Origin of the sequence: Bradyrhizobium sp. BRP22 (assembly GCF_020194175.1) — a bacterium.
Classification (GTDB): Bacteria; Pseudomonadota; Alphaproteobacteria; order Rhizobiales; family Xanthobacteraceae; genus Bradyrhizobium.
On sequence record NZ_JADYVX010000008.1, the window covers coordinates 139,758 to 154,429 of the forward strand.

General features: G+C 62.4%; 16 protein-coding genes and 1 pseudogene. 9 read left to right on the forward strand and 8 right to left on the reverse strand.

All coding sequences use genetic code 11. From position 1 onward, the window contains the following. Positions 1-6: 6 nt before the first annotated feature. The 8 genes and pseudogenes from I6F35_RS13460 to I6F35_RS13495 form a co-directional block, all read right to left on the reverse strand. Positions 7-414, reverse strand: coding sequence for a c-type cytochrome (locus I6F35_RS13460; protein WP_225118151.1), 408 nt, complete (start codon positions 412-414; stop codon positions 7-9). Further along, on the reverse strand, positions 398-1,291 hold the full coding sequence (locus tag I6F35_RS13465) for a cytochrome c oxidase assembly protein (RefSeq protein ID WP_225118152.1): 894 nt from the start codon (positions 1,289-1,291) through the stop codon (positions 398-400). The genes I6F35_RS13460 and I6F35_RS13465 overlap by 17 nt, the downstream gene beginning before the upstream one ends. Next, a complete protein-coding gene (locus I6F35_RS13470) occupies positions 1,279-1,623 on the reverse strand; it encodes a hypothetical protein (RefSeq protein ID WP_225118153.1) in 345 nt (114 codons plus the stop codon). The genes I6F35_RS13465 and I6F35_RS13470 overlap by 13 nt, the downstream gene beginning before the upstream one ends. Then, the gene (locus tag I6F35_RS13475; RefSeq protein WP_225118154.1) at positions 1,620-2,222 is read right to left on the reverse strand and encodes a cytochrome c oxidase subunit 3; all 603 of its coding nucleotides are present in this window, start codon (positions 2,220-2,222) and stop codon (positions 1,620-1,622) included. The genes I6F35_RS13470 and I6F35_RS13475 overlap by 4 nt, the downstream gene beginning before the upstream one ends. Next, positions 2,219-4,132, reverse strand: a complete 1,914-nt coding sequence (ctaD, locus tag I6F35_RS13480; RefSeq protein ID WP_225118155.1) for a cytochrome c oxidase subunit I — start codon at positions 4,130-4,132, stop codon at positions 2,219-2,221. Before ctaD ends, I6F35_RS13475 begins: the two co-directional genes overlap by 4 nt. Continuing rightward, positions 4,129-5,139 carry a cytochrome c oxidase subunit II gene (gene coxB / locus I6F35_RS13485; protein ID WP_225118156.1) on the reverse strand — a complete coding sequence of 337 codons (1,011 nt, stop codon included), beginning with the start codon at positions 5,137-5,139 and terminating at the stop codon, positions 4,129-4,131. Before coxB ends, ctaD begins: the two co-directional genes overlap by 4 nt. Continuing rightward, a complete protein-coding gene (locus I6F35_RS13490) occupies positions 5,139-5,702 on the reverse strand; it encodes a cytochrome c (protein ID WP_225118265.1) in 564 nt (187 codons plus the stop codon). Before I6F35_RS13490 ends, coxB begins: the two co-directional genes overlap by 1 nt. 108 nt (positions 5,703-5,810) lie before the next feature. Next, positions 5,811-5,945 (reverse strand): annotated as a pseudogene (locus tag I6F35_RS13495) (glutathione-dependent formaldehyde dehydrogenase); the annotation flags it as partial. Between the two features lie 288 nt (positions 5,946-6,233). Between I6F35_RS13495 and I6F35_RS13500 the strand changes: the two are divergent. The 9 genes from I6F35_RS13500 to I6F35_RS13540 all read left to right on the forward strand — a co-directional run bounded on the left by I6F35_RS13500 (position 6,234) and on the right by I6F35_RS13540 (position 14,635). Then, positions 6,234-7,091, forward strand: a complete 858-nt coding sequence (locus I6F35_RS13500) for an SDR family oxidoreductase (protein WP_225118157.1) — start codon at positions 6,234-6,236, stop codon at positions 7,089-7,091. A 159-nt stretch (positions 7,092-7,250) separates the two neighbouring features. Continuing rightward, complete coding sequence (locus I6F35_RS13505; RefSeq protein ID WP_249792511.1) at positions 7,251-7,424, forward strand: filamentous hemagglutinin family protein; 174 nt, start codon at positions 7,251-7,253, stop codon at positions 7,422-7,424. Between the two features lie 341 nt (positions 7,425-7,765). Then, on the forward strand, positions 7,766-8,953 hold the full coding sequence (locus tag I6F35_RS13510) for an ABC transporter substrate-binding protein (protein ID WP_225118158.1): 1,188 nt from the start codon (positions 7,766-7,768) through the stop codon (positions 8,951-8,953). A gap of 10 nt (positions 8,954-8,963) precedes the next feature. Continuing rightward, positions 8,964-9,830, forward strand: a complete 867-nt coding sequence (locus tag I6F35_RS13515) for a branched-chain amino acid ABC transporter permease (RefSeq protein WP_225118159.1) — start codon at positions 8,964-8,966, stop codon at positions 9,828-9,830. Positions 9,831-9,833: 3 nt separating this feature from the next. Further along, positions 9,834-10,874 (forward strand): branched-chain amino acid ABC transporter permease, encoded by a 1,041-nt coding sequence (locus I6F35_RS13520; RefSeq protein WP_225118160.1) that lies wholly within the window; start codon positions 9,834-9,836, stop codon positions 10,872-10,874. Beyond that, the gene (locus I6F35_RS13525) at positions 10,871-11,749 is read left to right on the forward strand and encodes an ABC transporter ATP-binding protein (protein ID WP_225118161.1); all 879 of its coding nucleotides are present in this window, start codon (positions 10,871-10,873) and stop codon (positions 11,747-11,749) included. Before I6F35_RS13520 ends, I6F35_RS13525 begins: the two co-directional genes overlap by 4 nt. Further along, entirely contained in the window at positions 11,746-12,441 is a 696-nt protein-coding gene (locus I6F35_RS13530) for an ABC transporter ATP-binding protein (protein ID WP_225118162.1), read from the forward strand. The genes I6F35_RS13525 and I6F35_RS13530 overlap by 4 nt, the downstream gene beginning before the upstream one ends. Next, a complete protein-coding gene (locus I6F35_RS13535) occupies positions 12,441-13,829 on the forward strand; it encodes an MmgE/PrpD family protein (protein WP_225118163.1) in 1,389 nt (462 codons plus the stop codon). Before I6F35_RS13530 ends, I6F35_RS13535 begins: the two co-directional genes overlap by 1 nt. Next, complete coding sequence (locus I6F35_RS13540; protein ID WP_225118164.1) at positions 13,826-14,635, forward strand: SDR family oxidoreductase; 810 nt, start codon at positions 13,826-13,828, stop codon at positions 14,633-14,635. Before I6F35_RS13535 ends, I6F35_RS13540 begins: the two co-directional genes overlap by 4 nt. Positions 14,636-14,672 lie beyond the last annotated feature (37 nt).

Sequence of the window (14,672 nt, forward strand, 5' to 3'; positions counted from 1 at the left end):
TCCTGATCACCGGGCGTAGAGATAGGCGGCGACGTCGCGCGCTTCGGCCTCGGTGATTCCGGTGGCCGGCATGGCCGTGCGCGGCGAGAAGGCCTGCGGAGCAACGATCCACCGCACCAGGTTATCGGGCGAGTTCGTCGCCACGCCGGCAATGTAAACACGGCCGCGCAGGCCTGCGAGCGGTGTGCCGACCTGGCCGTCGGCGCCGGCAACTCCCGGGATCGTGTGGCATCCCGTGCAGCCATAGCGGCGCATGATTTCCGGTGCGTGCGAAGGATCGCCGCCGGTCATCGCACGGGCAACCCTCTCCGTCTGATGTTGCGAGTTCCACGCAAGCTGAGCCGCGATAGTTGCAGCGGGGCAGGTCGCTGCCAATGCGAGTGCCCACACGTAAAGTCTAGGGAGCGACCACATCGGCTTGTCCTGCCGTCTTGCCCGCCCCGTTGATCCAGATCCCGATCAGCGCCAGCGCGGCCCCGGCATAGATCGTCCCTGCCGGCACCCACATGATGATTCCGGCCAATTGCTGGTCCTCCAGCGGTGTCAGGCCCCATGAGGCAGCCGCAGCCGTTTGCTGCTGATAGAGCACCCGCGGCGCCAGCGCCATGAGCGCGCCAAGCACACTCGTGTGTAGCATTGTGACGAATACGTGCCAGGCGGCCGCGCCGGTCTCGCTGCGGCGGAATACCGACCACCAGAACAACACCGCCGTCGCAAAGAAGCTGAGATGCTGCAGCCGATGCAGCAGCGGATCGGCCACTGCGGCATCGAACAGCACCGGCGCATGCCACGCCCAGATTGCAACGCCGTGCAGCAGGGTGGCGTTGCGGCCGGAGCTCAGCCAGTTCCATGCCGCGCGGGTGACGGGCTGCCGCATAAGGCGGCCCATGGCCAGACGGGCCCGTCGCGGCAGCGACCACAACAATGTCCCAACCGGCCGGGCGATAACAATCAGCGGCGCCGACACGGCCATGATGATCTCGTGTTCGATCATGTGAAACGTGAAGAGACGTTCGCCGAGCCAGTGCAGCGGCGAAACCAGGGCAGCAGCAAGGGAGAGCCAGCCGACGAGGCAGGCGAGATCACGCCAGCTCCGCCTGCCGCCATTCCATCCCCGCCGCCGGGACAGCGTCAGCGCACCAATGGCGTAGATGCCGCCGAACGTGAGAAGAGGGGCAACGATCCAGGGATCGAATGTCCAACTCGCGCGAGCGATCGGCTGCTCGACGTCATGGGCGTGCGCCGACGTTGCCAACAGCAATACAAGGAGGGAAACGGCTACTTTTCGCATCCGGTCAGCATCATTGACGCGATGCCCTGCATGATCAGGGCAAAGGTGAAGACAAGCGCGGCAAGGCCACTGAGATTGCCGGCAAAGGAAATTGTTTCGTCGGGCGCACCAGCATCCGCCGATGACGGTCGCGCCGATCGCCATGAGGCGAGACCGGAAAGGGCAGCGATCGTGGCGCCGATCAGCGACGCGGCGGCGGTTGCGTGCAGTTGCGACCGGCAGTCGGCATAAGGCAGGATTTGTCCGAGCTGCATGTTCACGGCCCAGACGAGCGGCGCGAGCCAGAGGCCGGCCCAGAGCAGAAGATGGGACATCATCGTTGACGTGGTCATAGCCGCGGGATCCAGTAGATGCAGCCGTAGATCGGAAGCCAGGTGACGACGACAAAGTTCCAATACATCGCGTTGTCCTGCACATCGCCGAACCGCCTTGTATTGTTGCCGTGGCGTGTGAACATCAACGTGGTGAGCACAAGCGTATCGACGAGATCGGTAATGATGTGGGTCGTGTGCAAACCGAGCAGCGTCCAAACGATCGAGCCATAGGCGTTGGTGTCCCAGCTCACTCCAAGTGCGGGGAACTCGAAGATGCGCACGATCAGCGGCGCCACGCCGAATAGCGACATCACGACCATTCCGATTCTTATCTTTCCGAGATCCTGTTGCTCCGCCCAGCGCGACATCAAGACGTTCGGAACGAGACTTGCTATCAGGATCAGCGTCGCCAGCGTGCCCGGCAGCAGGTCGGGCTTCGGCGCATCGATCGGCCAGGTCGCAGCCAGACTCATGAGATAGAAATAGACCGCGATGACGAGCGCGAAGCCGGTGCCCTCGATCAGCATGAAGGCGAGCGTTCCCCACCAGGTGACGCTGGCGGTTCCCATTCCGTGCAACGGGAGCTTTGAGAGATCGAGCGCGACTCTCTCCTTCATGATTCGTCCTCTGGGATGCTCTTCGGCCAGAACCAGCCGATGAGGGTGATCGAGATCGGGATCGAACCCCAGACCACTGCCCACGGCGAGAAGATCGACCAGATCAGCATCACGGTCGTCGCGATCGCCGCCCACAATGGCCAGATCGAATTCCGCGGCGAAGCCTCGCGCGCCTGCGGCTCGGCAGCGACGAGCGAGGTGACGACCAGTTCGCGCCGGTCGGTGCGCAAACCGTTCGCAACGGCGAGGCCGTCGCTACAGTCCCAGAGCGGGTGGGAGCCGCTCACGACCGGCACGCGGGCGAAGTTGTAGCTTGGCGGTGGCGAGGGCGTGGCCCATTCCAGGGTCGGCGCCGCCCAGGGATTGTCGTCGGCCACTGATCCGGACCGTGCACTGCGAATGGCATTAAGGAAGAAAATCAGGAAGCCGGCAACCAGGATAATCGCGCTCAAGCTGACGAACAGGTTGATGCCATGCCATGGCATGTCCGGCTGGTAAGTGTAGATCCGGCGCGGCATGCCCTGCAGACCGAGGATATGCATGGGAAAGAATGTCAGGTTGAATCCGACGAAGATCAGCCAGAACGACCATTTCCCGAGCGTCTCGCTCATCATGCGTCCCGTGATCTTGGGAAACCAATAGTGGACGGCGCCGAGTAGCGGGAAGACGGCGCCGCCGATCAGCACGTAATGGAAATGCGCGACGACGAAATAGGTGTCGTGCACCTGCGTGTCGAACGGCACGGACGCAACCATCACACCGGTCAAGCCGCCGATCACGAAGGTGACGATGAATCCGATGATGAACAGCAGCGGCGTCGCGAACACGGGCTTGCCATCCCACAACGTCGCGATCCAGCAAAAGACCTGGACGCCGGCGGGAATCGCAATCGCCATGCTGGAGGCGGTGAAGAAGCTGTTGCCGAGCCTCGGCAATCCGGCCACGAACATGTGGTGGACCCACAGCCCGAACGACAGGATGCCGGTGGCGATCAGCGCCATCACCAGTGCGAGATAGCCAAAGGCCGGACGGCGCGCGAACGGCTCGATCATGGTGGAGACCATGCCAGCCGCCGGCAGGAAGATGATGTAGACCTCGGGGTGGCCAAAAAACCAGAACAAATGCTGCCACAACAGTACGTCACCGCCTTCGGCGGGGTTATAGAAGTGCGTGCCAACGAGCCGGTCGAGGATCAGGCTGGTGCTCGCGACCATGATTGCCGGCATCGCCATGATGACAAGGAACGCGGTTACCAGCATTGCCCAGACGAACACGGGAATGCGGTCGAGTGTCATGCCCGGCGCGCGCTGCTTGAAGATGGTCACAACGAGCTCGACTGCCACGGCGAGCGCCGAGAGCTCGGTGAAGGTGATCATCTGGGCCCAAATGTCGGCGCGCTTGCCGGCGCCATATTGCGGGCCGGACAGTGGCACATAGGCGAACCAGCCGACATCGGGAGCCATGTCGAGCGCAAAGGAAAGCCAGAGCAGCGTGCCTCCGGCAAGATAGATCCAGTAGGAAAACGCGTTCAGCCGAGGAAAGGCGATATTGCGCGTGCCGAGCATCAGCGGCACCAGATACACCGCCATCGCTTCCATCACGGGCACAGCGAACAGGAACATCATGTTCGCGCCGTGCATCGTGAAGATCTGGTTGTAGCGGTCCGGACCGATCAAGCGCGCTTCCGGCTGTGCGAGCTGGATGCGCATCAGCGCGGCGAGGATTCCGCCAAGCGCGAGGAATACGAAGGCCGTCAGGATGTAGCGCCGGCCGATGATCTTGTGATCGACGGTCGCAAGCGCAGCCCACAAACCGGAAGGCGTTTTCCAAGTTTCTGCGAGCTCAGCCTCCAGCTGGCTTCGCTCGAGATCGGTGTCGCGCGTAGCTGGCCCGGTGATGTTCGCCTTCATTTCAGGCTCGCCAGATAGGCCGAGACCGCGCGCAGCTCCTCGGGCGTGAGCGGCACCATCGGCATATTATTGCCTGGCTTGATCGTCTGCGGGTCAGCGATCCACGCTGCGAGCGATCCCCGTGTCGTTTCGAACAGGCCGGCGGCGATGTACTTGCGGCTGCCGACATGCGTCAAATCCGGTCCGGTCGTGCCCGATGCCGCCGTGCCACGAACAGTGTGGCAGGCCGCACATGGCTTCTCGAGAAACGTTCGTTGGCCGCCGGCGAGCTCTTCTTCGGATGGTTGGACGGCCGGCTGCCGCTGTGCATTTATCCATTTGTCGAATTCGTCCGGACTTTCCGCGATAACCAGGAACGCCATATGCGCATGCTGCATTCCGCAGAACTCCGCGCATTGCCCGCGATAGATGCCGGGTTTTTCGGCGCGAATTATCAGCTCGTTGGCTCGGCCCGGGACGAGATCTTGCTTGCCGGCCAGGCTCGGCACCCAGAAGGAGTGGATGACGTCGAGCCCCTCGAGCTTGAAACGCACGTTGCGACCGACGGGAATGTGAATCTCATTGGCGGTCTCGAACCGTTCCTCGGAGCGCGCGCCGAAATATTCGACGCTCCACCACCATTGCAGGCCGCGCACCTTGATCGTCAGCTCGTCGTTGCCGCCGATGCCCAGCGCGCGTGTCGCAAAGAAGCTCATGATGGTAAAACCGCTGATGACGACGGTCGTGGCGGCGACTGCGGCGATGACGGTGGCCGTCATGCGCCTCTGCGTCGAAGGTTGCGGCGTGACCGGCAGGGGACGCTCGCGGCGATTGCGCCATAGGGCCATGATCAGCGCGATCATCACCAGCATCCAGACCACGGAGCAGACCGCCACGATCAGGATGATCAATTGCTTCAGGCTGACCGCAGATGTGCCATGCGCATCCAGCGCCGACTGCCAGCCGTCGCAACCCGCCAGCAGGACTGCAGGTGTCACGACCCACGCAAGTCTGGTCGCGCGTCGCATCACGGCGTAGGCCCCTGATCCGGATGCAGCGGCGTTGGTCCCTGATCGAACTGAATCTTTGCGGGCGCGCGATTTTCCGCAGGGCGCGTATGCTTTTCATCGCTGCGGCTCGGCGCGGCCGTCTTGCCGGCATAGGAGCCGATCGTCTGCACGTAGCCTGCAAGCTGCCAGATCTGATCGGTCGTCATCTTGTCGCGATAGGCCGGCATACCGTGCGGCCGGCCATCGCGGATCGAGGCGAAGATCGAGACCATGTCGGGGCCGTAGTACCACCAGCCATCGAGGAAGGCGGGTCCGATGCCACCTTCGCCATTGCCGTGGCAGGTCTTGCATCCGAACCAAGAGTAAAGCCGCTTGCCCTGGCTGAGATTGTAGGCGTTGGTCTCGTACGGTTTCTCCAGCGCAAAATACACGTTGGGCGGCGCGCCGCTGATGCCGTTCGGCATCAGCGCTACTTTGTCGAGCGCCTCCGCGATCGGTGGATCGAGCCGGAGTTGTCGTTCCTCCCGTTGGCATCCCGCCACAGCAATCGCGAGACCGGTAAGAAGCGTCGCTATCCGCATGGTTCGATCTGGTGGAAACGGGAGACGTCGGACTCGTAATCGATGTCGTGGAGCAAGGTTCCTCGGCCGGCCGTGGGAACCGCCGAAGGCATGAAGAGGAACGAAGGTCGCGGATCGAGCTCCGGACACCTTGTCGGCCAGATGCCGTTTGCGATTGGTGGTCTCGCATACCGAGAAGTGCTCGCACCGGCCGCAAATGATGGTGAAGGGCGCGACGATTCGCTCGCTCTTCTTCAGCTTGCCGGATGAAACTCTAAAGTCGGAGCGCCGGCGATTCTTGCTAACGACCATTCGATTTCTTGCTGCGCGCGCTGCGGTGAAGCGGCGGAAGCAAATAGGAACGACCGGTCACCACGGCCGTTGAGCGGCAAGCTCTCAAGTTGAGGAAGTTGACATGCTCATGGGACAGCTTGCCGTCATCACCGGTGCGTCTATCGGCATCGGTCCACATCCTGATCACCGGCTCGATCGCAGCGTACTGCCTTCCGGAAGCAAGAGACCGCAGCTCAGCGCGCTCGACAGGAGGCACACATGATCGACTATCCAAAACCGCCATATCCCGCTCAGAAGCAGGAAATGCCGGGGTCCACGGCAGCGATGAGGCCGCGGCCAGATCATGGCGAAGCGACTTACAAAGGGTCCGGTCGGCTGCAGGGAAGAAAGGCCATCATAACCGGCGGCGACAGCGGAATTGGCCGCGCGATAGCCATTGCGTTCGCGCGCGAAGGGGCTGACATCCTGATAGCCTATCTCAACGAGAAGGAAGACGCTCAGGACGTGAAACAACTCATCGAGAAGGAGGGGCGCAAGGCCATCCTAGTCGAAGGGGATCTCCGAAATGCAGAGCATTGCCGGGATGTGGTGAGCCGCGCGGCAAGCGAACTCGGTGGCATCGATATCCTCGTCAACAACGCCGCGCACCAAGCAACGTTCAGCGATATTGGCGACATCAGCGACGAAGAGTGGCAGCTCACTTTTGAGGTGAATATCCACGCGATGTTCTATCTCGCGAAGGCGGCGGTGCCGCTTATGAAGGCGGGAAGCGCAATCATCAATACGGCGTCGGTGAACTCTGACATGCCGAATCCCATCCTGCTGGCTTACGCCACGACGAAGGGCGCGATTCAGAATTTCACCGGCGGACTGGCGCAGATGCTCGCTGAGAAGGGCATACGCGTGAACGCGGTCGCGCCTGGTCCAATTTGGACGCCGCTGATCCCGTCCACCATGCCCGAGGACGCCGTGAAGAACTTCGGCAAGCAGGTGCCGATGCGGCGGGCAGGGCAGCCGGCCGAACTGGCTACCGCTTATGTGATGCTGGCCGATCCCCTGTCGAGCTACACCTCCGGCACCACCATCGCAGTCACAGGCGGCAAACCGTTCATCTGATCCTGGGGGAACGGCCAACGGTGCCATTGGCGATGTTTAAGAACGCCGTCATGCGCAAGCAATGACGCGCCTCTACCTCGAAGATATCGACATGAAGTTGGTACAATTGCGTTGGCTACCGCGCTGCCGGGGGCATCCTGCTGCTTGGGTGAGCCTATCATGACTACCTTCGGCGGCGATATTCTTGCCTGGTTTGCCGAAGGCGGCATCGACGCAGGTCGTGGTGCCAAGACCACTGTGCTGTACACCCGGCTCGGCGCGTCTACGACAAGTACGGTCCTGTGGCGCTCTCACCGGTGGCGCCGAGCTCAGGCGCCGGCATTGCCACACTGAACCCAATCCCTGAGGTACGGCCAGGCGACATCGATCTGATTGCGCGATACCTTGACGATTCTGTTAAATCGTTTCATTGACAGCACATGGATAACTGCGCATAATTCGAACCAAGTGCTGGAAGAACAATCGTAGGGAAGGACGTCAATACTCGTGCCGAACGCGCATTTCGCCAGCACGAGATGCTTCGTAGAAATATATCTAAGTAAAATCAAATATTTGCTGGATAGTCGCGTCCTCTCTCCGAGGTGATGGCGCGGCTGCCCAAAGCGAGGTCTCTGTGCCTCGTGATGAGCATCAGCGGCATAATAAATGAAACGATCCATAACGGGGAGGATGGAATGGAGATAACGCGTCGTAACCTGCTGTTGGCCAGCGCTGCGATCGGCGCTTCAAGTGTCGCGTCCCGGCCGTCCGCACTGGCCGCTGAACCGGAGCTTAAACTCGGCGTCGTCGGTGTGCTTTCCGGACCGGCTGCGCAGTGGGGGCTCGCACTCAAGGGTGCGGTGGAGTTCGTCGCGGCGGAGGCTAATCGCGACCGTCTGGTCAAGATCGATGGCGCACCCTGTCAGGTCAGTGTCGTCGCAATCGATAGCAAGTACACTGCCGAGGGCGCCGCTGCCGCGGCAAATACGCTCGCGGGGCAGGGCGTAAAATTCATCATCGGACCCATCGGTTCACCCGAACTCACCGGGCTAAAGCCGATCGGCAAGCGCAATTCAATGCTGGTGATGGGCAATGGCTACGCCAAGGATGCGCTCGGTCCGCAATGGCCCTTGGTGTTCCATGTCGGTCCTGGTCCGTCGGGATGGGCCGATCCGATCATCAAGATCGCCAAGCAGAAATTCGGCATCAAGAGCGTTGTCCTCGTCGCTCCGAACGATCAGGGCGGCACCGATATCGCAAGCGTCGATGCGGACGCCTACAAGAAGAACGGTATCGCCGCGACCGAGGAATACTACCAGCGCGGCACCACCAATTTTGCGCCGATCGTGACGCGCATCATGAACGCGAAGCCGGAGGCTGTGGATCTTGCGTCCTCGCCGCCCGGCGACGCCGGCATCATGGTCAAGCAATTGCGACAAGCCGGCTTCGAAGGACCAATCGGGCGCCTCGGTGGTCCGGGCTATGGCGAGATCTCCCGCGTCGCCGGCGGCGACGCCGTGCTGAAGGACTTCTATTGGTACGAACCGGTTCTGGTCGACGAGAAAGTTCAGTTGATCGCCGACGAATACAAGAAGCTGTTCGGTGCCGAGCGGCCTGAGAACAATCTGTTCTTCCAGTGGGTGTCCGGCGCCCGCATGGTCGTGAAGGCAATCGCCAAAGCGGGCACGATCACCGACACCGAAAAGGTGGCCCAGGCTCTACGTGGACTGCCCGTAGACGATCCAAATATTGGTTCAGGCCATTGGATCGGCCAGGCATTCTTCGGCATCAACCAGGAGCTGTCGTTCCCCTTCGGCGTGGGACTTGTCACCAATGGCCAATTGCAGCCGATCGTTCCGGTCGAAGCGGCCACAGGCAAGTAGCGGAGCTCCTGTGGAAGGCATCGTTGCCACTGGCCTCATCGGCATCAGCCTGGGCGCGCAGTATGCACTGCTCGCCCTCGGCTTCACCCTGATCTTCGGCATTCTCGGCGTTGTCAATTTCGCCCATGGCGGCTTCTACGTGCTCGGAGGCTATCTCGCTTATTCGGCGGTGACCTATCTTGGTGTGCCTTATGCGCTGGCGGTGATCGCAGCCGCACTCGGCACGACGGCGCTCGGCTATCTGTTCGAACGCTTCGTCCTCGATCGCGTGATCGACGATCATTTGGCAACGCTGATGCTGACGCTGGGTCTCTATCTGATGATGTCGAGCGGCTTCCTGGTGCTGTTTGGACCGCAGTCGCCTGCGTTCAGCTTTCCCCTGACCGGCGTCCTTCGCGGGCACGGATTCTACGTTCCGATCGAGAATCTCGTGGTCCTTGTTGTCTGTCTTGTAGGGATCCTCTTGATCTACGCCCTGATCTACCACACCGATTTCGGCCGTGCCCTGCGTGCGCTTGCTGACGACCGTGCAGTCGCCACGGCGCAGGGATTGCGTCCCAAACTTCTGTTTCCAACCGCGTTTGCGCTGGCCACCGGACTTGCGGGTCTCACCGGCGCGCTGGTCACGCCGATCCTGTCGCTTGCGCCGCATGTCGGCGATCCCGTGCTGGCGACATCCTTCCTCATTGTCATCCTTGGCGGCCTGGGAAGCATTGGCGGTGCAACCGTTGCGGCTTTCATCGTCGGCATGGTGGAGGCATTCTCAGCCGTCTATCTCGGAGGATCGAAAGGCGCCCTCGCACTGTTCGTGCTTGTCCTGATCATGCTGGTGGTCAGACCGTCAGGTCTGTTCGGTCATCGGGTACGGGGAGCGTGAGCCATGGCAAGCATTGATCTTGGCACCGCGCGCAGCGGCGCCATCGCCGAGACGGCAAGCGTTATTATTATCGCCGCCGCCTTCGTCATCCCCTGGATCAGCCAGAATCCTGCGATCTACTCGCTGGCCAATCAGATCCTGATCGGGGTCACTGCTGCCTTCAGCGTCTACATCATGCTGCGCATGAACCTGATGACGTTTGCGGTGCCCACGTTCATGGCGATTGGAGGCTACACCGCGGCCATCCTCGGTCTCCGCCATGGTGTGACGGACGTTGTGCTGCTCGGCATTGCGAGCTTCATGGTGCCGGCGCTGTTTGCGCTGCCGCTAGGCGCGTTGGTGCTCCGCCTTACCGGCGTCTACTTCGTATTGGTGACCTTCGTCCTCACCGAGATCACACAGCTCTTGCTGTTCGAGATGCCGGGTTGGACCGGAGGGGCCAACGGCCTGGTCGGCATGCCGGCCGTGACCTTGTTCGGGATCGAACTCGGCGATAATCGCGCGGTGCTGTTGGTCACGATCGGCCTGGCGCTCACCGGTGCGCTGATCACGGCTGCGGTCACGCGGGGCTTGCGCCAGCATTTTGCCGCGATCGAAGAGAACGAGCTGCTTGCGCAATCTCTCGGGCTCGTCGTCTGGCACTACAAGGCATTCGGCTTTGCGGTCGCCGCGGGCGTCTCCGGGCTCGCCGGCTTCGCGTTGGTCAACATGCTGCTCACCGCACATCCGACCTCGTTCAGCGCACTCTCGTCGGTGAACTACATCGCCTACACGATCATCGGCGGCAAGGGCACCATGCTCGGGCCGGTCGTCGGCGGAGCCTTGCTGATCTGGGCAGGAGACATCTTCTCGCTGCGTGGTGAATTTTCCCAGCTCCTGTTCGGGTTCCTGATCGTGGTCGTGGTGCTTGCAGCGCGTGAAGGCATTGTTGGCACCGCGTCTCGATTTGTCGTCCTTCCAAGTTCGCGCGCTCCCCGCCGGCCCACCATCAACCCTGGGTCCGGCGCGCTAGGTGCCCCCGCAGCCACGGAGTCGCGACCATGACGAGGAGCAGAGAGCCGCTGCCCAGAGAGGCGGCGCGGACCGAGGGTAGTTTCGGCGAGGGGTTTGTGATGCCGCCCGGCGACGTCCTCGGCGTCATGGGACCGCGGTTCGATCGCCGCGAACTTGTCGTCGGCACCGCGAAGTCGGGGACGCGTCTCGAGGTCGCTGGCATCTGCAAGCGTTTCGGCGGGCTGCACGTCTTTAATGACGTGAGCTTCTCGATCTCGCCGGGAGACGTGCTTGGCGTGATCGGCCCCAACGGGGCCGGCAAGACCACCTTGATCAACGTGATCTGCGGCATGCTCCCGCCAACCGCCGGCCGCGTCTTGCTCGATGGCCGGGACATGACGGGAAAGCCGCTCCATGCCGTGAGCCGCGCGGGCATCGTACGCAGTTTTCAGCAGACCAACACGTTCCGTACCGCGACGGCGCGTGAGAATATTTCGCGCGCGGTGCGCTTCAGCAATGGCGGCGAGAGCCTGTGGCAGACCATTGCGCCGCTGATCGATGAATTCGATCTTGCCGCGCACCTTGACGAGCAAAGCGACAAACTGCCTTACGGATTGCAGAAGATGCTTGGCCTCGTGCTTGCCTGTGCGGTGCGGCCGAAAGTGCTGCTGCTGGATGAGCCGGCGGCCGGCCTTGAACGGCGCGAGCGCCTGCGTGTCGATGCTTTCGTTCGTCATGCCGTGACGGAATTGGGGTGCGGCGTTCTGATCGTCGAGCACGACATGGAACTTGTGCGTCGGCTCTGCCCGAAGATCCTGGTGCTCGATTCCGGCCGCGTGCTCGCCGAAGGCGCACCCGCAGAAGTGCTGTCGCGTAAGGACGTGATCGACGCCTACCTCGGAACGATGGAGGGGGCAGAGGCATGATGCTCGCGGTGCAAAACCTGGAAGTTCGCTACGGCGGCATCACGGCCCTGCGCGGCGTCTCGATCGAAGTTGCGGAGGGCGAGACGGTCCTTCTGGTCGGTGCCAATGGAGCAGGCAAGTCAAGCCTGATCAATGCCGTCATCGGCCTTGCTGGCGCTTCGCGCGGCACGGTGCGCTTTGCCGGCCGGGACATCAGCGCGCTCGCATGCGACGGCAGGGCGCGCGCCGGCATGGGTTATTCGCCGGAAGGCCGCCGCGTATTTCCGACCATGTCGGTCGCCGACAATGTTCTGAGCGGCGCCTGCGGGCGAGGCAGTGCGGCACAGCGTGAAGCCTTGGATTGGCTCTGCGGTCTGTTTCCGATGCTGCGCGAGCGCGCGAGCCAGCCGGCGGGACAGTTGTCCGGAGGTCAGCAGCAGATCGTGGCTCTGGCTCGCGCCATGAGCTCGTTTCCCAAGCTGCTGCTGCTGGATGAGCCTTTCCTCGGGCTAGCGCCGGTGTGGATCGCGCGGATCAGCGAGGCGATCCGCCATATGCAGGCGCGCGGCACCACGATCCTCATGACCGAGCAAATGGCCCGGCCAGCGCTCAAGCTTGCAACGCGCGGCTATGTGATGCGTGGCGGCGAGATCAGGCGAAGCGGTTCTGTGGCTGAAATACGTGATGTCGCGCTGGCCGAGGAGTACCTGTGATGGCTCAAATCAACGCAACAACTCGGCTCGGCGCCTTTGCCGCGTCAGCGGCTGAAGCCGAACTCCCGGTCGAGATCGCTGTGAAGGCTGCGATCTGCCTCCTCGATTCGCTTGGGCTTGGGCTGGTGTCGCGTGATGAACCAACGGCCACGGCTGCGCGGGCGATAACGACTGATGTCGCGCCTGGCCCGCGAAGTGCGCGGATCTGGGCGAACGGTAAGCATGTCCCACTGTCCGAAGCGGTGCTTGCCAACGGCATTGCCGTGCATGCGCATTTCCAGGACGATACCGATCACGATTCGTGGACCCATCCGGGATCGTTGATATCACCGGTGGCGGTGTGCTTGGGCGAAGCGTGCGACGCATCGCTGCGCGTCGTCCTTAATGCGCTCACGGCCGGCTATGCCACGCTCAAATGGCTCGGCGCGGGCGAGACCGTTGCCCGCGGCCTGATCGGGCGAGGCGTGCGCACCAGTCCGACCTTTGGCACCATAGCCGCGGCCGCGACCGGCGCCGCGGCGCTTGGTCTCGATCCGTCAAGAGCCACCAACGCGGTCGCCATTGCGGCGTCCACGACAGGGGGAACGCTCGAGCCGGTACGCTGCGGGTCGGACGAATGGCGCGTGCAAAACGGGCGCGCCGCTCACGGCGGGTACATTGCCGCTGAGCTCGCGGCGCGCGGCGTGCAAGGTGCGCTCGATGCACTGGAAGGGCCGAAGGGCTTTTTACGCTCCCTTGCCGGTCTCGACCACACGCCCGAGGCTTGGCTGAAAAATCCCGATCCCGCGACGATGCTCGGCGTCATGGCCAAGCCGTTCGCCACACTCGGCGACAATATGTCTGCCGTGATTGCAGCCAAGCTGCTCCACGGCGACGGCATCGACCTCGCGCACGCGAAGCAGATCACGGTGACGATCTGGCGTCCCTACACCGAGTATCCCGGGACATCCTTCAAGGGACCCTTCACCAGCATCGTCCAGACGCAGGCCAGCACCGCCTTTGCGGTTGCCGCCATGCTCCGCTACGACCGGCTCGATTATGAGATGGGCGCCGAGCACCAGCGGGATCCACAGATCCTGACACTCGTCGAGAAGACGACGGTCCTGCCCGACGATGTCGGGACGCATCTTGATGCAACCGTCGAGATCGAGATGGATGATGGCGGCCGCTACCGCCGCACCGCACGCGAAGCGCCAAGGATGCTGGTCTTCCAGGACGAGGCGCGCGCCACCGAAGTGTTCGAAGCCCGGATGGCGCGACTGGGATTCCCATCCGGCGCCGCAAGCCGGCTGGCTGCCGACGTCCTTGCCTCCGCGCGCAATGGCGGAACGATGCCGATCCGCGTGCTGCTCGATCGCATGACCTCGCTTCAGGGAGAAAACAGATGAAACTCGGATTGGAAGGCAAGACGGCCATCGTCACCGGCGGCAGCAAAGGTATCGGCCTCGAGACGAGCCGGCTGCTGGCCGAAGAGGGAGTCAAGGTGCTTATCTGCGCACGGCGCGAGGATGCTCTCACTGTGGCGCGCGCCGACATCGAGAAGACGACGGGTGCGAAGGTCGAGACCTTGTCGCTCGACGTGACCGATTTGCAGCAGATCGAGCAATTGCCGATGATCGCCCGCGACCGCCTTGGGCGCATCGATATCCTCGTCAACAACGCCGGCACCGGCACCTACAAGCCATTCCTCGAGGTGACTGACGAGGAATTGCAGTATGGCATGGCGATCAACTTCTTCGCCCAGTTTCGCATCTGCCAGCGCATCATTCCTGTCATGATCCAGCAGAAGGGTGGCAGCATCGTCAACGTCTCGGGCGAGACCGGCATCATGGTGACGATGCCGCCCTTCCTGTCGTCCTGCACCGGGCCAGCCAAATCGGCCGAGATCCGTTTCTCCAAGATCCTGGCCAACGAGTTCGGACCGCACAATATCCGCGTCAACTGCGTGGTGCCCGGCTTCGTCAACACGCCGGAGCGCTTCGCGAAATGGGAGCGTGAGCTCGCCAAGCGCAATCTGAGCGCAGAGGAAGCCGAGGCTGAACGGCGGCGCTGGTCAGAGAACAATTCGATGCGCAATACGCGCTGGGGCACGCCGCAGGAACTCGCCAATCTGATCGTGTTCGCGCTGTCGGATCGGGCGAGCTTCGTCAATGGCGCGGTGCTCGTGGCCGATAACGCGATGGATAAGTCCTGAAGCCTGGTCGGAAAGCTTGGTCGCAATGAAGACGAAG